Source organism: Adhaeribacter pallidiroseus (assembly GCF_003340495.1).
Lineage (GTDB): Bacteria > Bacteroidota > Bacteroidia > Cytophagales > Hymenobacteraceae > Adhaeribacter > Adhaeribacter pallidiroseus.
In genome coordinates this window covers 1,582,777-1,608,367 of sequence record NZ_QASA01000001.1, presented here as the reverse complement: position 1 = coordinate 1,608,367, position 25,591 = coordinate 1,582,777, and the positions used below count along the sequence as shown (strand labels likewise).

At 45.3% G+C, this 25,591-nt stretch carries 15 protein-coding genes and 1 pseudogene; all 16 read right to left on the bottom strand.

Annotated features, from left to right (window positions below):
• Positions 1-4 precede the first annotated feature (4 nt).
• Entirely contained in the window at positions 5-3,397 is a 3,393-nt protein-coding gene (locus AHMF7616_RS06190; RefSeq protein ID WP_115372098.1) for a hypothetical protein, read from the bottom strand.
• 238 nt (positions 3,398-3,635) lie between these two features.
• Positions 3,636-7,991, bottom strand: coding sequence for a baseplate J/gp47 family protein (locus AHMF7616_RS06185; RefSeq protein ID WP_115372097.1), 4,356 nt, complete (start codon positions 7,989-7,991; stop codon positions 3,636-3,638).
• A 173-nt stretch (positions 7,992-8,164) separates the two neighbouring features.
• Positions 8,165-8,581 (bottom strand): GPW/gp25 family protein, encoded by a 417-nt coding sequence (locus AHMF7616_RS06180; protein WP_115372096.1) that lies wholly within the window; start codon positions 8,579-8,581, stop codon positions 8,165-8,167.
• Between the two features lie 3 nt (positions 8,582-8,584).
• Positions 8,585-8,875, bottom strand: a complete 291-nt coding sequence (locus tag AHMF7616_RS06175) for a PAAR domain-containing protein (protein WP_115372095.1) — start codon at positions 8,873-8,875, stop codon at positions 8,585-8,587.
• Positions 8,876-9,368: 493 nt separating this feature from the next.
• Positions 9,369-11,135 (bottom strand): type VI secretion system tip protein VgrG, encoded by a 1,767-nt coding sequence (gene vgrG, locus AHMF7616_RS06170; RefSeq protein ID WP_115372094.1) that lies wholly within the window; start codon positions 11,133-11,135, stop codon positions 9,369-9,371.
• A complete protein-coding gene (locus AHMF7616_RS06165) occupies positions 11,128-11,844 on the bottom strand; it encodes a CIS tube protein (protein WP_115372093.1) in 717 nt (238 codons plus the stop codon). The genes vgrG and AHMF7616_RS06165 overlap by 8 nt, the downstream gene beginning before the upstream one ends.
• On the bottom strand, positions 11,844-11,900 hold the full coding sequence (locus AHMF7616_RS27910) for a hypothetical protein (RefSeq protein ID WP_394335773.1): 57 nt from the start codon (positions 11,898-11,900) through the stop codon (positions 11,844-11,846). Before AHMF7616_RS27910 ends, AHMF7616_RS06165 begins: the two co-directional genes overlap by 1 nt.
• A gap of 644 nt (positions 11,901-12,544) precedes the next feature.
• The gene (locus tag AHMF7616_RS06160; protein ID WP_115372092.1) at positions 12,545-12,985 is read right to left on the bottom strand and encodes a phage tail protein; all 441 of its coding nucleotides are present in this window, start codon (positions 12,983-12,985) and stop codon (positions 12,545-12,547) included.
• Between the two features lie 95 nt (positions 12,986-13,080).
• Positions 13,081-13,512 (bottom strand): phage tail protein, encoded by a 432-nt coding sequence (locus AHMF7616_RS06155; protein ID WP_115372091.1) that lies wholly within the window; start codon positions 13,510-13,512, stop codon positions 13,081-13,083.
• Positions 13,513-13,538: 26 nt separating this feature from the next.
• Entirely contained in the window at positions 13,539-15,149 is a 1,611-nt protein-coding gene (locus AHMF7616_RS06150) for a phage tail sheath family protein (protein WP_115372090.1), read from the bottom strand.
• 802 nt (positions 15,150-15,951) lie between these two features.
• Positions 15,952-17,307 carry an ATP-binding protein gene (locus AHMF7616_RS06145; protein WP_115372089.1) on the bottom strand — a complete coding sequence of 452 codons (1,356 nt, stop codon included), beginning with the start codon at positions 17,305-17,307 and terminating at the stop codon, positions 15,952-15,954.
• A gap of 22 nt (positions 17,308-17,329) precedes the next feature.
• Positions 17,330-18,094: pseudogene (locus AHMF7616_RS06140) on the bottom strand (eCIS core domain-containing protein); the annotation flags it as partial.
• A gap of 112 nt (positions 18,095-18,206) precedes the next feature.
• Positions 18,207-18,671: a hypothetical protein gene (locus AHMF7616_RS06135; RefSeq protein WP_115372087.1), complete on the bottom strand. Its 465-nt coding sequence runs from the start codon at positions 18,669-18,671 to the stop codon at positions 18,207-18,209.
• A gap of 53 nt (positions 18,672-18,724) precedes the next feature.
• Positions 18,725-23,275, bottom strand: a complete 4,551-nt coding sequence (locus AHMF7616_RS06130) for an eCIS core domain-containing protein (RefSeq protein WP_115372086.1) — start codon at positions 23,273-23,275, stop codon at positions 18,725-18,727.
• A 76-nt stretch (positions 23,276-23,351) separates the two neighbouring features.
• Positions 23,352-24,725, bottom strand: coding sequence for a hypothetical protein (locus AHMF7616_RS06125; protein ID WP_115372085.1), 1,374 nt, complete (start codon positions 24,723-24,725; stop codon positions 23,352-23,354).
• A 10-nt stretch (positions 24,726-24,735) separates the two neighbouring features.
• Positions 24,736-25,350 (bottom strand): Pvc16 family protein, encoded by a 615-nt coding sequence (locus AHMF7616_RS06120; RefSeq protein ID WP_115372084.1) that lies wholly within the window; start codon positions 25,348-25,350, stop codon positions 24,736-24,738.
• Positions 25,351-25,591 lie beyond the last annotated feature (241 nt).

Genomic DNA, 25,591 nt, shown 5'->3' with positions numbered 1-25,591 from the left:
TCCCCTATTTGCGTAGTTCGTTTAATTGGTAAACTAAGTTATTCACTACTTCGGTGTTGGCTATATCAGCCTGGGGTAGTTCTTCCAGCCAGATTTTGTAGGCTTCTTCTAATTCGCGCATTTGCTTGTGATTAAGCCAGTACACCTGCGGATAAATGTGCGCCGGCGTTTCCATGTAAATGGTTTTTTCGAGCAAATGCATAAAGGTTTTATTCCGGAAACGGGCCGGCCACTCCGGGATAACAATAGAAATTTGAAAGGAATACGGATCGGCTTGCGCCACCAATGCATTTTCTTCTTCGGGTTGATTACTTCTTTTTTGCAGCTCAAACGAGAAAAAGGCCACTAAACTATTCAGCTCCGCGTCTAAGTCTTCTGGTTTGCGGTAACGTTTTTTACTTTCGGCCAGTACCCGATCTACATCAACTAAACGGAAGATATTATAACCATCGGCGTTTTGATCGATAACGAAGTTGGCCCGGTCTGAGGCAAACTGCCGGATTTGCTCCAGCCGACGCGTTAAATGTTTATAAAACAAAAAATCTTCGTTTATCCCTAATACTTCGTCGTAATCTTCTTTGGTAAGGCTCAGGCGCCAGTTGGTTTTTCCTTCGTTTTTGGTATTAATAATCCGGAATTTGTACACGGGGTCGGTGGGTTTGAACCCGGTTAACGCCTGTATGGCCGGAGTAGCATTTACCGACAGAAATTCTACGGTGTCGGCATTTAAAGCATTGCCCCTTTTGCCCGACCGTTCGCGCGCGGCTACTTTGGGCCGCAACAAAATATGTTCAATCACGTGAAAGTTTTCGGCGCGGGAAAAGTTAGTAAGCACGGTTAAAGTCCGATCAAAACTGGCTTCAGAATCCACTTGCTTGGCAAACGACTGACTAGCTACGATTTCGTAGTCGTTTTCCTGGGTAAATTTTTTGAGGTGATACTGCCATTTATCGCGCCGCCCTTCTTTTTCGTACAAATCCGGGTTGGCGCCGTGCATCAGCATATAATTTAAAATTTCTTCGGCTTCGCTGCTAAACTCAAATTCTACGCTGCGTAACAAAATAGTATCTCGATTATCCGGGTCGGTTAGCACCACCACATAGCGTTTCACCTGGTTATCCAGCGTGGTTTCCTGAATAAACAAGGCATCTTGGGCAATAAATTTTTGCGTATAATCCGGAATGCCGAGCAAGCGACAAATGCGTTTTTTAAGGCCGCTCACGTTAGCGCTGTTCCAAACGGCTTCGGGGTTACTGTAATTAAAGCCTTGACTCCGGTACGCGCTAATAACCACGTAATCTTTTAAAAAGGCGGTTTTATCTGTAATTAGTTGTTTGTTGGCAGCCTTACCGCCCGAGGCCTGCATAAAATAGTTGTATTTAGTGAAGTCTTCCGCCATGCGGCCCATTAAATGGTCGAGCAAACGATTGCGCCGGACCTGGTAAGCTTCTTCGGTTTCGGCCAGATTGCTTTGTTCTTCGGCAAATTTTTCGTAATCCATAAACAATGCCGCCCGGTCCGGCACATCCGCTAATGTTTGCGGAAAATACGTGTGCTCCGCAATTCCTGTAAAGGAAAAAGTATCTCGTATGGCAGCCAGTTGGCCCAAGTAATCGGCTAGTATTTGCTCAAACACCATCAAAAAGCCCCGCAACTGTAAGGTAAGCCGTTGCCGGGGTTCTAATTTTTTTAATTGGTACAAGCGGTAAGCCGCGCGCACCTGCCGAATGTCCTGGTCCTGGGTTACTTGCAATAAAGGTTGGTTCACGGTTTGGGTTACCATTGCCTGAATTTCCTGGGTTGCTGGCGAAACAGAAACAGGATATTTCCGGTGATTAGTTAATAAAACGGCTATCTGGTCCGTAATAGCGGTGGCAGTGGTCCCGACCGGCAGCAAGGCCGGTAATAGCTCCGCTATCATGGAGGCATTTTCTTTATCAGTAGCGATTTGGTGCAGCATAAAATCTACTTCTTCCGGGGGCAAGCCCGGTTTTAGTAGTTCATCTATTTGCTCCCGCAAGGTATCGTCGTATGGTTTTTCGAGGCGCAAATGATTTAGCACTTCCCGCAAGGGCAAACCAACCTGCGCATCCAGCAATTCGTAAGCTGCCCGCTGCAAGGTTAGTTGGTCAAGCGGTGGGTCGAGGTACGATTCGGATAAACCGTAAACCGCTGGTAAACTTTTCTGCACCGGATAATAATCCAGCAGGTTCATGCATTCGCCCGTGGGCACGGGTAAATCTTTGCCGGCACCTTTTAGCCGCGACCGCAAGTTTGCCGACTGAAAAAACGAAAACAAAGCCTTTACCCGTTCTTTATTGGGCTGTTTTTCAGCCGCATTACGGTGCCGGTCGCCGCTGCGAACAAAGGTTATCTGGGAGTTATCGGTATCTAAACGGGGAGCTCGCTGACTGTCTTTCACGTTGGTTAGCCAACTCGTAAAATCGGAGAAAGCTGATTGGGACTCGAGTGGCAGGGTAAACTTTTTAATAGCAATTACCCCTTCAATACCCGAGATCAGGCGCATGATATCCGAGAGGTGTACATCTTTGTATTTCTTCGATTTTTCTAATTCGCTGCTTTCGATAAAGCCGTGCCGCAGCACGGGGCCCTCAAATATTTCTTCGGCAGAGTAGCCTTTGGCCAGCATTTGCTCCAGGCTGTAAAAAGTAACCGGCGGCGAAAAAAAGTTGTAAATAACTTCGTAAATGCGCGCGTTAATTTTTTCGATATCCTGGCCCTCACTTACCTGAATTTCGGCTCCCATTTTAAAATATTCGTATTCTATGGAAGTAACACTCACAAAATCTTCGCCCAAGTTGCGGTGCGCGTACAGCCGTTCTTTTATCTTCTGGGCAACTTCTTCTTCTTTTTTTTGAAAAATAATAGTGCTTTCGTACTCCACAAATACCTTGTACAATCCTTTCAGGCGCAAGAGTTCTCCGCCATCCCCGGACAAGCCGTAAGCTGGTTGGGCTGGGTCTGATTGGTTGTCTACTTCCTGCAGGTAAATGGGTATTTCGGTGTCGTCGCTTATTTCTATCCAGGCGTTGCGTACTCCTTCTATGTCAATAATTAATTTGCGGTAATCCAGTAAAGTTATGGGGTTGCTGGGCAAAACCTGGCGAGCCGTGAGAAAATGATTATTCGGCGTATCCTGGCTAGACTCCGGAGGAGTTAGCAAATCTTTGATATCAAACTGGGTGCGGTATCCTAAATCTGTGATAGCATAACAAAAAGCTTCCAGCAAGGTAATCCCGGGATCGTGGGTGTTGTAATCCGTCCAGATTTTGCCGGATAAATCCTGAATAAGCTTAATGCCTTCTTTGCGCAAAAAGTCATAATCTTCTGCCCATGACAGCTTATTTTCTTGATCAATGGTTACCGGTGCTGCCATGTTTGCTTTCAGGTTTTAAGTTGCAGGTTACAGGTTGTAAGGTTAGAAAGTTGGAAGGTTGTAAGTATAGCCCCACCCCCGGCCCCTCCCCGGTGGAGAGGGGAGCCTTCATAATTTAGTATTAAACTATTATAATGTAATGATTTGATAATCAAGTAACACAATTGGCTTTTGCCACAATTTATAATTAAAATATATAAAAGCTCCCCTCTCCACCGGGGAGGGGCCGGGGGTGGGGCTATATCAGTTCAATTTCGTGTTTGGGGGCCGATACCAGAATCGAGTGACCCGTGGTAAATTTGGTTTCGACCAACGAGGTTAGCTGATCAGTATCGACCGCAAATATTTTTTCGCCGCTATCGGTTTCGGTGTATTGCTGCATAATTAAATCTACCACGTAATCCACGTAATCGCGCTGATCGATAAAGTTGATGATGGACGAGGCGTATATTTTGGCCGAAAAAGCCAAAGATTCGGCCTGGCCGCTGGCCCAGGGAGTTAAGAACTGGATTAAATCCTGGTTAAGCTGCTGCAAATAATAGCCTTGATCTACGTTGGTGTGAAACTTTACTTTGCACCGGATAAATACCTGGTCGAGTTGCGGATTAATGGCGTGCACCTGCACAAAGGGAGCCGCGTGGGCGCGCAGTACTTTTTCAATGTTCCGGAGATCGATGTAACTCGTTTTGGGAAAAAGTAAGTTGCTGCCGTAGTAGTTTTTATTTCGTAAATCTGACACGGGTACCACGGTTACGTGCCCGGTTACAAATTGCCCGTTGTAGTAATTATTTAAACATTTTACTTTAAAAATAGCCGGAAAATGCGCCAGCACCAGCCGTTCGTAATCCCAATTGGTAACCGCTCGATTTTTATGCCGCAACCGTTCGCTTACCCGCGTGTAAAACATCGACTCATGCTCTTGTACCTGGCCATTAAAAGAAGAAACCGGCTGACTAACTTTTTTAACGGCAGGAATTTTATTAACCAGGTTCTTTATTTTATAAGCTTCCAGCGGTAAACTTAAATGCCGGGGGTCGTTGTCCTGATCTACGAATTGTACAAGGGCTGCCTGCGCTTTTAAACTTACCAGCCGCGGAAATGCGTCCGGATCGTGGGCAACACTGGCACACAGCCAAAATAAATCCGATGCGTTAAATAATAGAGAAGTATTGGAAGCATAAGCCGGTATGGCAAACTGCAAAATGCCGGTAGTTTGCAAACCATGCGTACTATCCGATATTAATCCATCTTCATTTAGCTTTTGCCATTCATCATTCCGTAAATACCACCAGTGTACCGGAGGCGGTTTTTTATCGTTCACCCGGGAACCTTCGGCTACCTGCACCAACACCGCTACATTTTGGTTAGGCACTACGTCGCGCAGCCCAATAAACAACATGCCTGGCATTACTTCGGTCCGCTGCGGATTATCCAGTAAGTTTTTCGGAAAAATAGAACTGGTTTTAATTAATCGGGCGGGAGCAGCCGGCGAACTGCTGGCTGGGGCATTAATCCGGAAAACTCCTAAAGGCGTAATATGAAAAAACTGATCGTCGTGGGCGTTAGCCGCTTTGGTAGCCGAGTAACTTAAGGCCAGGGCATTTACTAAAGGTGCGTAAGGCGGGGGTGGTAATTCATTCGACGAAAGCAGAATGGCTATTTTGCGAGCAATCATGTCGTTGATTACTTCATTGGCCTCCTGAAATTCTTTTTTTAACAATTCGGCCACTCCCACCGGATCCGTGCCGTTGCTTTGGCGTAAAGCCAATATATCATCTACCACGTTGGCTACCGTTTTCCCGATGGCATTACTGGCTTCGGTTATAATGACGCTCTCCAGTTCTTTATCGGAAGGTAAAATAAAATCTGCTTTGCTATTTACGGCTTCTTTTACTTCATTAACCACACTGGTGGTATTTTCCTGGTTTTTATCGTAGAAGATGGTGTCGTCGACTAAATTTACTTTTTTTAAAAATCGCAGGATGCGCTCGATATAGTTATCATCATTTACTAAAACCCGGCCTTCTTCTTCGGGCGTAATGTCTTCGGCTTCGGTGGCTGGCTTGGGCTTCCGCACGATTACATTGCTCCCATTCACCCGCCGGATCATTTCGCTTAAGCTATTCACAATCATGCCCCGGGCTTGGTTGGTATTCGGCACTTTTTCCAGGATATCGTACACCACCCGTAAAGAACCTTGGCGTTGGTCCATGTCTTCGGGCAGCTTTATGGTAATGCGCGAATCATAGAGGTGTTTTTTGACCACCTTATAAAAATCGACGGAGCCGTATTTGGAGTTTGCTTTTTCCATGACGGCCGTGGTAATTAATTGCGGGTAAATGCTGTGCCCAAAATCCGGATAATTTAATTTTAACCGCAAAGTGCCGTCTTTCCGGTCGGTATCCACGGCAGTTTCGGTATAGTTATCGCTCGGTTCCGGGTTAATCTTTAGTTTATGAAAATCGATCCGTAGCGATCGAAAATGCGGATCAACCGCGGTTTTATCAATGATGGAGACATCGTTTAGCTTTCGCCAGCGCTTATTATTTAAAATACTCAGCGTAGCTTTAAATTGGTGCGAATCGTAGGGCGGCAGGTATTTGCTATAATACGTGCTAAAATTATCCGGCAGGAGCCACTCCAGGTTTACCGAGAGCTTATCGATATTTTTGTAATATAAATCTTTACAACCCAGGTAAAAAGCCGAACCTACCTTAGGTACGGCCGAGAACGGGTAAAATGGTTTTTTACTATCCAGAGCCGCATCGTTATTTTCGATTAATAATTCTTTTACTCCGTCAAAACTAATCGGGGTATTTAGGCTGCCCACCTGCACGCGAATAGAAACCGCCGTAATTTTAAGCTGTTGCAATACGTTTAACTGTTGGATGTTTTCCTGAAAAACGGGATACTGCGGATCTTCGGGTAAAACCTGCCGACGGGGATATTTTAAAATAAACTGCGCTACGGGCAAGTTTGTCCGGAAGTTGCCGGGGTGAAGAGCCGGATCGTAAGCCACAATCGCTGATTCCTGGGTGATGGAAACACTAAATTTTAATTCTAAGGTGGTGGGGGCCGTTCGCGTTAAGGCGTGCACCGTAAGGTTGCTGGTAGCTTCATCGCTATTCAGCCAGCCTTTTTCGCCGGTTAGCAAAAGCCGCAGCAGCCGGGGGTTAAATTCTTCTACCGCAATGGGCTCCTCTACTTCTAAAGTAATTACCACCTTTCTTTCGCCTTTGGCCAAATAAAACTGCGTAGAAGCCATTCCAAAACCTATTTCGCTTAACAAAGCCGGTTTGGGTTCGCCGAAAATTTTCCAGGAAGCCATGCCCGGATCGGAGGCGGCCAAGTTGGTATCCAGGGCTTCGGTAAAATAATTGAGGGTTTGCTTATCGGCATCTTGTTGCATAAACACGGTGTGTACCGCCGCTACCTGCGCTTTATTAATGCTAATATCTTCTTGAATTTCGTAAATAAGTTCGGTGTTGCTTTGGTCTTTGCCAGCCGATAAAGCCGTTCCTTTTTTTAATGCACTTTCTGTAAACCCTTTGGCTAATTCAAAAACCACGTAGGTTTGATCGGGCACGGCTGGTTTGGTTTTTATTTGTAAAACTTCTTTGTAATAAAAATCCAGGTGCCGCTGGGGTAACTTATTCAGCTCTTGCTGCGCATAGCCATACAGTTTAATAAAGGCGATAAACAAAGCCAAATGCGGCGGATGATTTTGTTGCTGATGAACGGTTTCTTCGAAGTAGCCGTGGCAGTTGTTAATAATACTTTCGGAGGCGTGATAAACCGCATCAAATATTTTATTTAGTCGCCAAGAGGCACTGGTGAGTTTTTCTTCATCCGTGTTACCGGCAAACAAACGCTCCCGGGCCGGTATATTCTCCTTATCGCGCAGTTCCCAAACATTATCCTGCTGTAAAATACTTTTTACTTTTTCCCGTAAGCCACCCGGTCCCGTTTTTGTAAGGGAAATATTTAAATTTTTAAGAATATCGTTTATTTCCCGTTCATTGGCATCGGGCTGGCTATGCGTACTAAATAAATCTACCTGAAAATCGGCGGGGCGGTAAGGGGTACCGTTGAGATTGCGCGTATACAGCAGCATTTCCTGCAAGCTTTCCAGTTCCTGCTGTAAATAAGAGCTGATGTATAATTTCAGATCGAAGTTTAACGCGCTATCCGGAGCAGCAGCGTAATACCAGCTATTCAGCTTTTTAAACCGCGAAAATGTAAATTCCAGCAGTTCGGTAAAGTTGGCTAAGCTTTTATCCTGGTTAAAGAGTTCCAGAAGATGATCGTGGGTTTCTTTGTAGTACGCTGCGTTTTTAGTGGCAATGTTGGCGATCAGCAAAACGCTGTTATTTTTAAAAAAATAGTCCCAACTCTCCGTTAAAGTAACTTGGTCACGATCAGCGCTTACGTACAACAGGTGTTTGGCGTAGTGCTGCGCAAAGGCAATAAAGTCTTCTAGTTTCCGGTCGTCGATTAAAACAGATTGCGGATCCAGGGCCGGCAAAAACCGGTCGTACTGGGAAGTGCCTTCCTGTTTTAAAATATTACCAAAGCTTCGGAGATCTTTTTTCACGGGGTTTTAAAGTTGAAAGGTTGGAAAGTTGTAAGGTTATTAGTTATAGGTTTTAAGGTTTTGATCTTTGGATGTTTCTTCTTCTATCACGTAAAATGTTTAAAGCATCATGCTTTCAATTTTTTTAAATTTTCAACCTTCTAACCTGCAACCTGTAACTTGCAACTTTCCACTCACCACTCCAGATTAGTGGCTTCTTTTAGGTAAAATGGATACACGTAATTATAGCGGTTATTCGTAGCGGTTATTTTGTATTCAATAGCTATATCTAACCGGGCGGATTCTTCGGAAGGTCGAATTTCCACATCGGTAACAACAATGCGGGGCTCGTTAAACAATATTTCGTCGCGCACAATGGCTTCCATGTAGGTTAAAGTACTTTTGTTCATGGGCATAAACAGGAAACTCGACAAGGACGAACCGTAGCGGGAGTGCATGATACGTTCCCCGACGCGTGTGGCAAATAATACTTCCAGGCTGTTCCGGATGTCTTCTTCGCCGTTTAATAGAACTACGGTTTTTAAATCTTTCTGAAACTCTACCGGAAATTTCCAGCCGGTACCGGTAAAATTTTGAAGATTCCTATCCATAACTTATCCTCCTATATTTACCGTTAAACAACCCAACACAATCAGGCCGCCGTGTACAGTGCTATCGCCCAAGCGGGCCGCCGGTTTATTCCCGATCATCACGGTAGCAGATCCTTTTATAATAGAATCTGGTCCGCCGGCGCACACCAGCATGTCGCCGACCGTAGCGGCCGGCAAACCACCGATAAACACCGTAGGATTGCCGGGCGGCAAAATGGGCCCGCCCACGTGTGGCACTAAGCCGGTTACCATGGGGCAGGTATGCATATCGGTAATGCGGGCGGCGAAAGGCATTTTTTTTTAAATTTCTATTGTTGAAAGATTTTATTTCTGGGTGAAAGTTTTACCCTTCCGCCCTCCGGCCACCTTCCCTAAGAACAGGAAAGGAGAGGCAGTTTTATCTATTTACTAAGTACCCACTACCATTTACCAAGTAGCATTTACCGAAGATTGCGCCGGCTAAAAGAACAAATTAACATTGTTCCTGGTACTGGGCTGCGGTGGTTTGTTCTATAACACCTAAGGTTTATTTTTAACTTTTCTTCTATCGCGAGTGTCTTCGCCGTGATACTTATCGTCCGGCCACTGGCTGGTGGTACATTGATTGTATTTGGGTTTTAATTAAGTTGCTCTATAGCAAAGCAAAAGCTTTCTAGTTTACCCGGCCGGAGGCCTCCCGCATAGTAGACACGAGCGAAGACGCTCGCGCCAGTAAAATTTTTTAAATTTTTAGTCTACCTAACCTTCTAACTTTCCAACCTTCCAACCTGTAACTTGCAACCTGCAACTAATTAATATTCACGATAGAACCTTTTACTACGGTTTGGCCCGATGACTGCAGGGAGGCCGTGGCACTGCCTTCGGCACTGTACTTGGCTTGCGCTTTTCCTTCAATGTTTACTCCTTCCATTTTAATGTTGCCGCCCGCTGATTTTAAAGTTATGTCTTTGGCGCTTTCGATTTTAATGCCGGAAGCATCCAGCGTGATTTTGTTGTTGTTCTGATCCGATAGTATAATAGTATCTTGGTCTTCGTTAATCTCTATTTTTTTGCCTTTAGGGGTTTCCAGATTTATTATTTTCTTTTCATCGTTAAAGAGCAGCTTCATTTTGCTCCGGGTTACAAAACCTTTCTCGTGGTTATCGTCTTTAGCGGTTAGGGGTGCGGGTTTGGTGCTGCTGTGCAGCATGCCCAGAATAATGGGATACCGGGGATCGTCGTTCAGGAAACCCACGATTACTTCATCGTTAATCTCCGGCCGGAAAAAGGCCCCTCGTTCTTTACCCGCATCTAAGCTGGCCAGACGGGCCCACAGCGGTTCTTTCGTGTCAATCAAAGGCAATTGAATCTGTACCCGGTCTTGTTGCTCCGGGTCATTTTCGAGTTGCGTGACAATACCTATTTGCAAACCGTTGATTCCGGGCAATAAGCCCGCCGCTGGTTTTTCCACAATATCGTCGCGCTGGTAGTACCATTGTTCCGGAAAACCAAACTGTATATCCGTTTCCCAGATTGCTTGTTCGTAGCTCTGGCGGATAGCCGTAACCAGCACATGGCCATTAAACCTTTTACTGAACCCATTAAGCTTAATCACCTGATTTGGTTTAAGTTCCGTGGTTCCTTTTACCTTAATGCGGCCCATTACCCGGGCTAAACGGCTCTTTAATAAACGGGCCTCACTCCAGGCTTTTAACTCTTCCGGATTGAGGTTACCGCCGTGTACTAAATGATGGACGGGCCGTTTCAGAGCTTCGGCTAATTGGTCGGCGGTTATATTGCCGCTTTCCTTAAATAACACGCTGGCCTCCGGCGATTCTTCAATTTTCTGATCTTTTAAATTCCAAGTGTAAGCCTTTACTTGTTTTACCTGCGACTCGGCATCCAGCTCGCTTTCAAACTCGATGACATCTACCCCGTAGGTAATTTCTTTAGCGGGTTCCTGGTTAGTATCCGGTTTAGCAATCATTAATTTGTTATCGTCCGGGAACACCATCAGGCCATTCATTTCGGCGCGCGAAAGAATAAAGTCCCAATCGCCCACGTTGTATTGCACCATTTGGGCGTGCTGTCCGGGCGTATCGGCCATATTTAAATCACTGCTATTTAAGCCGGCCCTACTATAAATCTGGCTGACGATATCTTTATCGGTTTTATCGAGATAGCAAAAATTCTGGCGGCCGCCGACGAGTTTAATCGCTTTATCTTTCGCCTCGATGGTTAAGAACGATTTTTTATTTTTACCCGCCCGTAAGGCATGTTTCATAATAATGCCTTTGAATACAACTTTGGTTTGCGCATGATATCCCATGGCAATTTCAATTTCGCTGCCGGGCACCAGCGCGTCTTCTTTACTGCTGATTTCAAAATCTTGCTTGGCCGGGTCGCCATCCGAGAGCGTAACTTTGGCATAGGCAATTTTATTTAAACTTTTAAAAACGTGTAGGCCCACCACCGCGTATTCACCGTTCATGGCGCTGCCGTTCAACTTTATTTTAAAGTTTACCAGGTCGCTGGGCTGTTCGCGGGTAGCTAAAGTATTTGGGCTGTCAGGCATCTTTCTCGACCAATGGAGGTAAAACCAAGGTTACACCGGGCGGTATATTCCGGAAATTTTTCAGTTTGTTAATCCGCGCCAATTGCAGGTAATAAGAAGAATCTTCGTAGTTCTGGCGGGCAATTAACGGCAGAATATCTCCTTCCCGCACCACATGGTACTTGGTCAGGTCCGGCGATTCGAGTCGGGATTGCCGGCCACCTTTACCCGGTCCAATGCGTTCTATAAAGTTGCAGGTAACTTTCGCCCGCAAAGGTGTACCTTGGGCATCAAAAAGGTTATAGGTTATATTCAGAGCGGTAATCACGCATTCCAGCTTAAACGTTCCCCACAACAAAGCCAGGTAATTGGGCCGGTGAATATCGCCGTTGATGCCGCTGCCCGTAACTTCGCGTAATTTGATAATCTGCGATTTTACGTAATCGTGTTTCTTGCTTTTGTAAGCGTTCTTTTTATCCGGCGATAAATTGCCCATGGCTACGCCGGTGCCGTCTATGGTAAACTCGAGGCTAAACTCCAAAGGCGGAATTTTCTCGAACACCGGGTCGCCGCCGGCTTGCCCTTTCGCATCGGGTTGTTTGTACTCAATCTTATTGCTTACCACCAAGGTATTGGGATTAAAATCCACGGTAAAACTCCCGATTTCTTTCGAGGGATCGCCGTCTTTGGGGCTGCCGTAAGCAATAATGCGTAAGCTGGATTCGGCCATTACCGTTGTTTTTTATCCTGAAGTATTTCTAGAACCAAAGCGGCGCACTCCTTCACAATCTCTTCCTTATTTACTTCGCCCGCCGCCGTCGGCGCTTTATGGTCTTTATCGGGGAACCTCCTTCGGTAATCTTCGCCCGAATAATCATTTCGTTAATTTGTACCGGCATGGGTTTTTGGTTGAAAAGTTTAAAGGTTAAAAAGTTAGAAGGTTGCGGGGTATAGGTTGCAGGTTGCAGGTTGCAGATTGGAGGTTAGAGGGTTATCAATTTTAAGTTAAAATAACTTTAATTTAACTTATTTTAGTGATAAAGTGCTATTTTACAACATTTTGTATGCATATCATTAAAGTTAGTGTTTTATTTTTTGTTAGCCGGATTCGTCGGTTATAAACTGGCTGTTATAATTAAACACCCGTTACGCTTTGCTAAACTGGCGTTAGGAGTTAGGCTAACACTTTAAGTTTTACTTGTTTCCTTTACCGGTACATCCAGCTGAAATTTCAGTAATAAGTCATCTGAAATTTTAAAAAACATTTGGGTTGGATGATTAAAATTTAAAAAACCAGTAGTAAAAACGTGTCCCGTAAGCTGAGTCTGCAACTTCCAACTTTAAAACCTTCCAACCTGTTACCTGTAACTTGCAACTTGTAACTTGCAACCTTTCAACCTGTAACTTGCAACCTGCAACCCACAACCATCTCATTTGCGGGAAAAAAATTGATAGCTGAGTTCGATGGTTTCTACTACCAGGGAGTTTTCCAATGCTTTAAAATCGGAAATCACCCATTTCACGGGGTAGGCCTGCCGGAACTCCCAGGAATTAAGTATTTCGTGTTTTTCGTTCAGCAAATGCACCCTGATATCTACTGGTTCAAACTCGAAATTCTCGATAGCGTTCCGAAACCAATTAATCAGGCCGGAGTCTTGGAGCATGCCTCGTTTAAGCACCAGGTTAGCATATTTGGCCCGGGTAGGCAAGCGGTAAGTAAAACGGTTCTCGCCGCCCACCACCAGTTCCTCTATCCCAATTTCGGCGGTTAAACCGGTTACTTCCTGAAACCGCATGTCTTTATCGCCTGCTCCTTTGCCCGGAATATCCACTTTAAAATGAAAACCTACCGGCGGATAATACGCTGCCATACTTGTTTCGGAAATCAGACATACAAAATTTTTCAAATAGTAGCAATCAACAGGTTAACACTGTTCAGCAATTTTTTAATTGAAGCTGGCTACGCCTATTTATTTTCTAAAGTAATGCCTTCGTGGGCAATTTCGATAGATTCTACCGCTACTTCGTTTCCGTTGGCTTTTAAACCCGGACCTTCTACTTTCACGGGCCAGCAGTTACGCGCTTTCCAACTCATAACGGGTTCGTGGTTTTCGTTGAGCAGGCTAATGGTTAAGTTGCGGCGCTCTACAGTGTTTAATTGCACGGAGTTCAGCCAGGTAAAAAACTCGTTATCGCCTTTGGCAATGCCGCGCTTGAGGGTTATGTTGTTAAACTTGTGCAAACCGGGCATTTTAATAGTGGAGTAATCGGGGCTGCTGCCCTCGCGGTATTCAATGAGCTGCACTTCCTGGGTAAGGCCGGAAACTTCAGAAAAACCAACTTTGGTACCGCCCCATTCTACGCGAAAGTGAAAGACGGGCAATGGATAATCTGCCATAATATTTTTTAATTAAAGGTTAGTAACTATGATTTCTGGAGAAAATGCGAGAAGCGGATAATGATAAATTCGGCCGGCCGCACGGCGGCTAAGCCAATCTCAATAATCATCCGGCCTTCCAGAATATCCACCGGCGACATGGTTTCTCCTAAACCTACCCGCACGTAAAAAGAATCTTCGGCTTTAGCTCCGGCTAAAGCACCTTGCTCCCATTTCTGGTACAAATAATTCTCGATCATGGCGCGGACCCGCACCCAGGTATTTTTATCGTTGGGTTCAAAAACGGCCCAATACGTCGATTTCTTAATGGACTCTTCCACCATATTAAAAAACCGCCGCACATTCACGTACCGCCATTCGTTGTCGTTGCCGGCCAATGTACGCGCGCCCCAGATTTTAGTGCCCATGCCAATAAAAGAGCGAATGGCATTTACTGATTTGCCCGCTACCACATCCACGTTTAAATCCCGTTGATCATCGTCGGTAATGCGGGCAGCGGTGGAAGTAATGTAGTTGAGGCTCACGTTGGCTGGCGCTTTCCATACGCCACGGGTGCTGTCTACGGCCGCGTACACCCCGGCCACTGCCGCGCAGGGAGTGAGTTGTACGCCTAATCCCCCAATCATTTTCCGGATTTGGTTTTGAACCGCGTTGTTTTGGTCTTGCCAGGTTTGCTCGGTTACTGCTTTGCCGGCGTTATCAGCGGCCGTTTGGGCCGTTTTGGCAGCAGATTCTAAATCCCGGGCTCTTTTTTCGGCATCCGGTATCTTTTTCTTCGCTTCCGCATCTCCCGCATCGGAGGCTTGTTTCAGAGCATCAACTTCAGCGCGGGCCGCATCGGCATCGCGGCGGGCTACCAGGGCCGTTTGCCGGCTATCATCCAGAGCCCGGGCTGCCGCATCATCGCCGGCCAATAACACTTTTACCACCGGGGTTTTGGTTTCGGGATCTTCGTAGCGGTAATCTAAACTGGTGTTTAAATAAGGATGATACGCCGAGCCGTATTTTGCTTCGGTTAAGTTAGCCGTAATAGCTTGCCGGAAAGCCGCTACTGATGCCAGCGAATCGTTATTAACGCTTAATACATCCACAATTGTAAACCGGTCGCCCAGGCGGGAGCATTCGGCCAAAGCATCGTTCATCAAACCATAATAGTCGGCGGCGTTTAAGGTGAAAGGCGCATCCGGGAAAACTAGTAAAGTAGGTTCATCTTCTTTAGAACTGGCGAGTAAGGCATTGCCGTACGCCTCGCGCGGGTTGCCGGCACTATCGGCAAAATTTCCCGCCGACACAATGTAGCAAGGTCCGCCCCCGTTGGCGAAGTACAACTGCAGGGCGTAATACAGCACGTTTTTGGATTTGGTGGCCGGATCAATGGACACGTGGAGTACCCGTGCCTCCGATGGATTGTTGGCACTTTTTTCCACGGTTACCGAAATTCCTCTTTCAATTTCGGCGTAGCCAAAATACTCCTGATATTCTACTAACGAAGCAATGCGCCGGGGATCGTTCCGGACACCGGTTTCCGTAAAGCCAATAAAGGCCGGAATGGCCGTTTCCACTTCGGCGACCGAAGGCGGCAAAGTGGTTATTTCTTCAATATATACCCCGGGGGTTTTATAATTTAAGGTTGCCATTTTTCATGTTTTAGGATGTTGAAATCTAATTTTAAGCAGAGAAAGTGCCGGCAATGGGCAAAGAAGTAGCCGCAGCCGTTTAAAAGCGGCTAAAATGGGCTGGCGGACAGCCAGATAGAATTGTTCACCGGTAGGTTAAACGTCAGGAACTGTTGGAGTAAGTGGCGGGCGGCAATGAATAAATCATAATTTAAATTTGCTTACATGCTATAAACCCAATAAAAAAAGAAACCCAAGAACCGGAATGAAGATTTAGATTAAATGGTAACCGGGGTTTGTATGTGCTAAGGTAAGGGAGTCGGGAGCAGAAAAAAATACTGATTTTTCAGTATTTTTCGCATGTAAGTAGAGCCAACTAATTGTTTTTTTTAAATTTTGGGGCACTTAGTTCTTAACAGAATACTATAAATTTAAAAAACCGCCATTAGAACTTGAATTTACTTGGATATGAGCGATAAAAGAAAATTTGCGCAAGTACCGACCGGTTTATTAAGATCCAGCTTTTCTTCGCAACACTTAATTTTGAATTTGGAAATAGAGAGGAAGGTTTTAACGCGTTTTTCCGGATCAGCTAGAAAAATCAATTATCCCCAGTCCCTCCTCATCTGAAGCGGGGAGCTTTTTTACATTTACCAGGTACCATTTACCAGGTACCATCTTATAATTTCTTAATTTTTAAGGTTCTAGCTATAATCTAAAGAACTTAAAAAACACAAGATACAACTCTTAATTCCGGAATTTGATTTTAAATAAATCCGAAAATAATCCGCGAAATCCGGGTAATTCGTTTTCATCCGCGATCCTAGGCTGATTTTTCTTCTTTGCGGAACTCGCGCCGGATTCCTTGGAGTAAATCCTCCTGGTGCAGGGTTTGTTCGGGTCGGCTCAGGGCTTTTAAGGAGGCAAACTGTACAATGTTCAGGATAGAGGCGCCGCTGAGCTCGTGCACTTCGGCCAGGTGCGCCAGGTTGAGTTGGTTATTGGCCGGAATAGAGGTGGGTAAGGATTGCTGCCATAATTTTAAACGTTCCTGGGAGTTCGGCATTGGAAAATGCACAATGGCATGAAACCGCCTCAGGAAAGCTTCGTCCATGTTGGACTTGTAGTTGGAAGCTAGAATGAGCAAGCCTTTAAAATCTTCGACCCGCTGCAGTAAAAACGACACTTCCTGGTTGGCGTATTTATCATGCGAACTTTGCACGTTGGTCCGTTTGCCAAACAAAGCATCGGCTTCATCAAAAAACAAAATCCAGTCTTTGTGTTCGGCCCGGTCGAATATTTTGCTCAGGTTTTTTTCGGTTTCGCCAATGTATTTCGAAACGATCTGCGACAAATCCACGCGGTACACGTCTTTTTTAAATTCTTTGCCCATAAGTCCGGCGGTAAGCGTTTTACCAGTGCCGGGCGGCCCATGAAACAGTACGCGGTAGCCCTGGTTGATTTTGCGCGACAAGTTGCCATCGGCTTCGAGAATGTGATGAAAACTAAACCAGCGTTTAATATCGTCGATTTGTTCCGCGGTAAAAGGATGTAAGATTAAATCGCTCCAGTCCATTTTGGTTTGTACCAGCTTAGCCGGAAAATCCGGGCTGAACTTAGGTTTACTATCGGCGCCGGTTAGTAAAGTATGTACCCATTCCGGCGCCAGAATAATCCGGCCGCTCATGCGGGGTTCGCCTTCTTTTACCGATTCTAACCAAACAATGTCGTTTTGGTAAAAAAAATGCTGCTCTTCAAAAAGTGATTGAACCGCCAACCGTTGAATAACATCGTCGCCGGCAATAATAAACTGGGCAGTTTCGCCGGTGGGCAACATGCCGCGGTGGTTGGTGCCTTTTACCCCACCGAATTCCGGAAAATCGCCGCCATTAGGTAGAATTTCAGTAATGATAGATTCAAAAAAACTAGGTTGAATATGCGGCACCAAGGCCAGCGCAATTACAATCCATTCGGCGGCAGTGGTAAGCGGGGGTATATGCCGGCTAATTGGTTGCTTGTCCCGGTTTTTTTTTAAAATTTCATCCAACTCGTCCGGCAGGTTAAAGGTTTCCTGATTAAAATGCGCCTGCAGGCGTTGCGTAATAATCTGGCGAAGGTGATCGAAAGCAGCCTTTAAGGCTGAAGATGAAGTAGTATTTTCTAGATGTACATTCGTCATTCAAAAGCAATTATTTACTTTTTTAAAGCGTTTCACAATCACAGGGAATTGGAGGGTTAAAAGGATCTAAAGCATCACTGGTGGCGTTGGCCGCCGCCTCCCGCTGGCCGTTTAAGTTGTCGTGGATCGACTGCACATACGCATTTAATCCCTCTTTACAGCCGGTGTAGGAATAAGGAGTCCGGACGGTGCCATTATAGGTGTTAAAGGCGGCTACGTGTTGCTGTTCGTGTTGGCGTAAAGTTGTATTGATAAATGTTCTGACCGCGCGTCTTTCACAAGCCGTTAAACCCTCGGGCACGGCGGGCAAGGAAACGGTTGGTCGGGCCCGAAATACGGAAACAATGGTACCCGAAGCACTAATACAATCCGGGCCCGAACACGCCTCACAATCCGCAGCCGGTTGGATGCTTTTAGAGAAAGTAAAGGAATTGCTGTAATTAGCCCGTGTTTGTGCTTCTACTTCCACGCCTTCGCAGGCAAAAGCTTTTTTATTTTTGGAATTGGTAGCTTTACCCGTTTCCACAATGGGTTGACTCACCGGCGGATGGTTACTGGCTTTTTGCTGTTGGGTTTTTAGTAATTCGGGTTTATAATTCTGAACCACGTGCGCTAGTTCGTGGGCCAGCAGTTTTTTACCAGCTGCAGAATCCGGATTGTACTGATTTTTATTAAAAACCACGTGATTATCCACGGCATACGCTTTGGCATTCAATTGCCTGGCCGATTCTTCTGCTTCGGTGGTGGTATGTATTTTTACCTGGCTAAAGTCATAGCCTATCTTTTTTTTAAAAAATGCTGCGTTTCTTCCGGTAGCGCCTGGCCTTTCCCGTTTAAAGAATAGATATAATTGCTGGCAGCAGTTGTTCGACTGGTCGAGGAACTGCTTTCTTTTTTAGCTACTTTCTTATCTTCTTCTTTCTCCAATTTTTTTGCCTCCTCCATTTTGGATACCTTTTTTCTTCTTCTTTGGTATCCGTCATTTTCTGGATGGGCTTTTCCTCTTCTTTCTTCTCCTCCATCTTCTGGACTTCTTTCTCTTCTTTCTTCTCCTCCATTTTCTGCACCTCTTTTTCTTCTTTTTTGTCCGCCATCTTCTGAACAGGCTTTTCTTCCTCTTTCTTGTCCTCCATTTTTTGGACTTTCTTTTCTTCTTCTTTCGAATCGCTCATGCGGTTTACCTTTTTATCTTCGGCGGCGCAATGATCACACTTGCGCTGGATAGCCAAGTTGGGCTTAAAGAAGCTTTGGCGGGCAGGAGTTGCAAAAAACGCCGGCTCCAGTTGGTTGTCTTTTTTGAATAGTGCATTTTCTCTGGAACGAGAAGGGCTGCGGCGATAGCGGCGGGCGTAGGTGAGTTTCATAATGTTATTATTTGACAATCCATAAAATTTTATATCCCATTTACGTTTTTATATTACGATGTAGGTGGTAAATACCTGTCTCCTTCAGTAGCGCCTCGTAATTGATTCTGAACTTTGTCTTCCAACTCATAATTATCCGGATCATTCATAAAGCTTATTACTTCCGGTGCTCTTGGACCCTTAAATCTTCCATTGCTATTCCACCATTTTGCAGCATCAATAACATGCCCCATGTTAACTACTTTTATTGGAAACCATTCGCCACCTCTGTCTTTAAACTGACCTGGCTTTTGTGCAGTATCATATTTGCCTAATGATTTCATTCTTTCTTTTACTTTCCGGCCAACATCACCCGTAATATCCGGTGTTGGTCCCATATATAAATCCCGCCTTGTTTTTTTAGAAAGGCCAGCAAGCTCTATTACAATTTCTTTATTCTTAACCTTCTCTTCAAAGCTTTCTTTTGGAAAACCTTCCATACTAACTCGGGAATTTCCTTGTTCTAAAACTTTATATCTTATCATGTCCGAAACATCTGAAACACTGGCATATTTATTCATGCGGGTGATTTTTAATAAATCACCCACTTTAACTGCCCCTGCGCCAGCACCACTTTTATCAGATAATAAAGGCATTAAAGATTCCATTACATCAGAAAGTTCTTTTAGCGAAGAGTTTACATTTTCAATATCCTCAAGCTGATATCCTTCTTGATCTTTTTTCTGAACTTGCCTGATATCTTTTGAAATTTTGTACACTAATTTATCAGCTTTAATATATTGAGGTTCCAATTTTTCATTTCCTGGATCTTTTATTTTCAAAGCTATTTGTTTCAATGCATCACGAACAGGCATTGCCGTTGTAGCAACCATTAATTCAGGATTACTTTCATTTCCTTTAAAGAAAAGGCTATGTGAAGTACCGTCACTTGCACTAAACGATTTTTTGATACCTAATAAACTTTTTATTGCACCTACTACCTTTTTTCCACCTGCCATTAATAACTTACCCGCAGCTTTCACTAAAGCCACCGCCTTATTTATTACCCAGTCAATAGCTGCATTGATCGGTGCTTGAATCTTAGCAATAATGGCCTTGATCTTTTCGCTGATACCGCCGAGGCCGAGTAAACTGGCCAGGAAGCTGATGGCTACCGGCAATGCTTTGGCCAAGGCATTTTCTACGGCGGTGGCCGCTACCCCGATGGCTCCTTTGGCAATAGCAGTAACCGAATCAATTACGGCATTGACCAAGGCCATAATTTGGCTACCGCGGGTTACGAAGAACATGATGACATCGTAGATCATCTTGCAGGCTTTGATAAAGGCCGAGGCCGGATTGAGCATGCTCACTAACCAGGTAACCCCCGCCACCACAATCTTTTCTATCACAAAAGATTTAATGGATTCGATAACGGTATCTTTTAGCTGCTCTACTTTTTCTTTAATAAAGCGCCACAAGCCACCAATGCCTTCGTTTTTAAGAATAATGAATATTTCGGCGGCTTTTTCCAGGCCCGCTACTACTTTTTCACCCACAATATTCACGGCCCGGGCCCGGATGTTGGCGTAGGTTAAGCCCAGTACTTGCAGAATTAACGACATAATGCCTTTGGCATCAAAACTCTGCGGCATTTGAATACCCGCTTCGGCCAGGGTACCGAACAGCCAGCCCATTAAGCCATTTTTTAAGTGGGTAGCAATGTTGCCCACAAATTTCTGAATACCTTGTTTTACCCCGGCTACCAGGTTACCCAGGAAACCAATGGGGTCTTCAATGATCAGATCAATAGCGGCGGCGGCGCGGGCGAGCACGTTCAGCAGCATATTTTTAAATTCTATGATCGCATCGATAACGTCTTTAATTGCTCCAATGGCTTTATCTACCAGGCCTTTGTTGGCCTCCTTCATTTCGGCAATTTTCTTATCTACATTCTCCAGACCGGCTTTGTACTTGGCCGCTAAGGTATCTACCAGTTCGTTTTGTTTATTATTGACGCCTTGCTCTAACTCACTAAACTGCGCCTGCACTTTCTTGGCGGCATCATTGCCAATGGCCTGTAAGTTTTTCGGTAATTTATCGACATAGCTTTTTATCTCGGCTTTCCCGGTGGCAATGCGTTTTTTAGCGGCATTTAGTTGCGTTACTACCAACCGGGCTACTTTATTGATGACCACATCCATAGACCGGACATACCGCTCTTTGCCCCGTTTATAAATATCGTTTACTTCGTCGGGTAAGCCTAGCAGCAAGTCGGCGGCCCACAGTAAAGAACCACCAATGCGGTTTAAGTACCGGTCAATCTTGTACTTGCGTACTTCACGGTCCACGTAATCTTCAAAGTCTTGGGTGGCCTCGCTGATGCCTTTATCGAACATAGCGGTTACGTCGGTATCTAGTTTGGATAGAATGCCTTCTACTTCGGTTTTAGTGGCGTTAAATTTTTGTTCAATGTCGGCGGCTACTTTGGCGCGGTCGGCTTCGTCTTTGGCTTTTGCTTCCTGCTGCTTGCTTAGCACCCCGCCCATTTTTTGTTTTTGGGTGCCTACCAAACCGTTTAATTGCGTTTTACTTACCGCGGCGGCGGTAACCTGCGCATTGACAATAATGCCTTTTTCATCTTTCCGGAATTGTTGGGGCCGCTCTAGGGCATCTTTCTGCGCGGTTTTCTTATCCGCCAGGGCGCCGGTAAAGGAAGGCTCATTCGATTTACTTAGCTGCTTTTCGGTAACCTTGGCATCGGCCATTTGCTTGTCCAGACTTTGGCTTTCTTTCTGCAACGACACGTCGGTGGCAGGCACGGGCTTGGGGGCGGCCTGGGCGCCGTTGATGGTGGGAGCGGCTACCCCAGGAGCCGGGGCTGGTTCGGGACCCACTTCCTTGCCAGGCACACTACCGGGAGCCGGGGCTTCTTTTACTTTCCCTTCTATGCTGCCAGCGGCTTTTTCTTTTTCGCTGTTTACCTGCGAACTCACGTCGCCTTTTACCGCCGCCGCGCCATTGTTGGCCTTAAAGTTTTCGGCATCTTTTAAGGTGTTTAATTGCAGTGCGGCAATTTTTTCGCGTAAAGCAGCCTTAAATTTACCTTCGTCGAAAACCCCTGGCTCCTGCTGAGCCATTTCGGCTACCTTTTTATCTTTAGCTAAACTTTCTTTTTCGTTGGCGGGTGGTTTAGCCGCCAATTGGGCTTCTTTTACTTTTTTACCGGCAGGCTCGTGTTTTTTAGCTTGCTGGCCCGTTTTTTTAATTTTACCAACCACTGCCTGAAAAGCCGGATCGGCAGTAGGAGCGGTAATGGCTTTCAGCTGAAGCCCAGGAGCCCCAGCCGTAACTTTTACCGGAAATATACCAGCAGAATGCGGAGCTGGATTAGCGGAGGCAAATGTTTTTTTTTGTATTCCTAATTTAGGTTGTTCCGCTAACTTATCTTTTTCGGGAAAATCTTCTTTTTTTTGAATTTCCGGCTCGGCAGAATTAGGAAGTGCCGGGTTTACGGGAACGCGTTGCAGATGGCCTTTTACGCCTACTTGCCAGGTGCTTCGTGGTGCTTTTGCCGATTGATCATGGGCCAAGGACAATTTATGGCCACTGAATTCCGAATTATTTTTCCGGGAAACTTCTGTATCTTCTTGTACTACAATAGGCTTGATTTCTGTTGCTTTGGTATAAGTAGTCGCCTGGTCAGGTAAAAACCTAACCGCATCCGTATTTAAGTTGCTATCATTTTTGGGGGCTAGCGATTCCGGGCTATTTACAGCAGCGGGCTTGGTTTTGCTTGCTCCCTGCTGAATGGTATGGGTGAGCTCATGGGCAAGTAAAGACCGGCCTACGTTAGAGTCGGGCGCGTATTTATTACTGTTAAAATAAATATCATTGCCGTGCGCAAAAGCCTGCGCCTGCACCCGGGTACTTAAATTAACCGCGTTTGTATCTGTGTGGATCCGAACATTACTAAAATCCGCGTTAAAACGGCTTTCCATAAATTTGCGGGTAGAGCCGGACAGGGCACTGCCTTTTCCCTTGGTGGCCGCTAATGACTGTTCAAAGGAACTGGCATCGTGGATAGTTTCCCTGCCGCTCCGCGGAACTCCTTCCGAGCCCCCCAAAACTGTATTTTTACGGGCACTATTTTCTTCTGTACTAACTTTAGACTGATCAGCAGCATCTAGGCTATGGCTGGCATCTACCCCCCGGAAAATTGTCCAGGATAATTTAGTTTGCAGTTTGTGAGTTGAATCTTTTTTAGTCAGCACCGTATCCGCCATTGAATCATCTTTTTTAGGAGCAGCAGCTTCTTTCCGGGAGATGTTTTCTTCCTTTTTGTCGGTTATTGGTTCTGTTATTTTAGGTTCTGCTGTTGGTTCCGGCATGCGCATCACGCGATCGGCCACGGCATCGGCTTCTTTTTCCTGCGGGTCATCGGGGCTGCTCACTTTTAACTTAGCCTGTACGGGAGCATTAAAGAAGGCCGTGTTTTCCGGCAAAGCTGTTTGTTTGTTTTGGAAAAAACCTTCCTCCCCTGTTTTTTTAAAAAAGCAGTTGCCTGCCGCTTTTTGTTGCACGGCCGGCGCGAGTTTTACAGTTTTTTCAGCGGCGGAAAACATTACTTGCTAAAACTAAATTTTTTTAAATTTTAACCTTGATTTGCGCTTAATCCTGAATAGTTGGCTAGGAAAAGAATTAATAATTTAAATATACTTCCGAGCACAGGTAATCGTAATCATTCTGGTGGCACTTACCAAATCGCTGAACCGGCGGATTGGGTAAAGGGGATACTTTAAAATCGGCGGTGCTAAACTCCAGCTTCAAGGTTTTTAACACGCTTTCGGATAAAGGAATGGGAACCGTAGAAATAAACTGGTCGCCGTTTAACTTAAATTGATAAGCGGTGCTGCCCACATCCGTAATCGTTTGGGCGCGGGTATCTTTGCGAATGTATTTCCATAATACGCGCCGCGTCGGAAACCAGATGCAGAACTTTGTTTTTTTAATTTTTTCTGCGTCGGTTAACAGCGCGTAGGGATTTTTATCTGGTAAATGGTTGAATATTTCAATAACACCCAGAATTTTGCCGGTAGAAACAGCCGGATCGTAGTACACCCAGGAAATTTCCTGATTTACCTTAATCTGGTATTTACCGGGTTTTAAGTGAGTTAAGTTTAAAGTTACCTGGTCTACGGGCTGGTCAAAAGTTCGCGTTTCGGCGGGGCTGACCAAGGTGTCGTAGGCAGGCGCTTCCGGGTGGTAATTAAAGCCCAGAATAGAAATAACCGCTTTTTTAACGGGCTCCGGAAAACGTAATGCATAAGAACCATTGCTGTAAGCTACCTGATCCTGAACCGTAGGATATTGCAATTGCCCCTGTCCGCGGTTAATCCACAACGCCGGATCGTTTAACTGCTTTTCACTGGTGAGTCCTTGTTTTTGGGTGGCTTCCCAAACCTGTTCCCCCTGGGTAACCAGTTCACCGGACTGGTACGTTTTGCCTTGGCTCCATTCAGCTACCGGAGCGGCCCCGTGCTGTAAACCTTTGGGTGCCCACAGGGCCGGATCTGTTAAATCAGTTTTTTTCTTACCGATGTGTTTGGTATTAGCTTCGTAGACCTGCCCCGTACGCGCCTCGCGCACCAGGCTGCCGGGTGGGTATAATTTATTAACGGTGTATTCTTCTACCGGCGCGGTGAGATATAAAAAGTTATTTTCCGCATTATTAGCCAGATTGCTGAAGTAAAATAGCTTGCGGGGAGTGGGCTGAATATTGGTATAATTTAAAAAAAAGGGATCTTTTAAAGTAACATAAAACCGGAAAACCTGCTGGCCATAATCCGCCCGGTAAAATTTCTTCTGGCGGGCATTCATAAAAGGCTCCTGGTTATCGTTCACGCTGATAAAAGTCTGGAAATGGTTTTCTGTTTGGCGGCCCTGGATGTTGAGGCGCCGGAAAAGTACCTGGCAGTCCGCAGTAGGCCAAATGTGCAAGTCCGGGCATTGCCGGTTGAGGAAATACTCGTGACTTAAGGTGATGGAAAAAAAAGGACTGTACTGACGCACCATAATTGTACATTTATTCAACCGGGTGATTGAGGTATATGCCGGTAACTGGCTCGGCTTGCATGTCGGCAATATCTTCTTCAATGGTAATCATGCGCACTTTGTAGAGCACCGAAGGCAAATATTTCCCGCCCAGGGTAGCCCACAAATGATTCACCTGTTCGGCGTTCATAGATACCATATCCAAAATGAGTTTTTCAATTTTAGGATCCAGGGAGAGTCCGTTTTCGGAAGGCGTATTTTTAGCGGTAATCACGTTTTTGTGCTGAAAAAATTGCAAAATAAGCGAGAGATACTGCAAAGCCGTGTCGTAGGAACTATGGTTTATCGCGAACAAGCAATACAGATTTAAGTACAATTTGGGACTGCGGTATTCTATTTTGTCGTTTTTTCTCACAAAATTATCGGGGTTGCGCGCATTTCTTTCTTCTTCTATATTTACCAGCGTCAGGATGCCCGGTGCGGTTAAAGAATCGGCCCGCGACCCCGAGGAATCTGGTTCCTGGGCTTTCGCCACGTTCCCCGTCGTAATCCGTTTCGTAGAAGTAGGATCGCGGTCGGGATCCAATTTGCGGACAATGTACCGGTTTACTTCGTTGGCAATCACTTTTAAAGCATTATCAATCATGCTGGTATTGGTTATTCGTTATTAGTTGTTCGTTATTAGTTGTTCGTTATTAGTTGTTCGTTATTAGTTGTTCGTTATTAGTTGTTCGTTATTAGTTGTTCGTTATTAGTTGTTCGTTATTAGTTGTTCGTTATTAGTTGTTCGTTATTAGTTGTTCGTTATTAGTTATTAGTTGTTCGTTATTAGTTGTTCGTTATTAGTTATTAGTTGTTCGTTATTAGTTGTTCGTTATTAGTTGTTC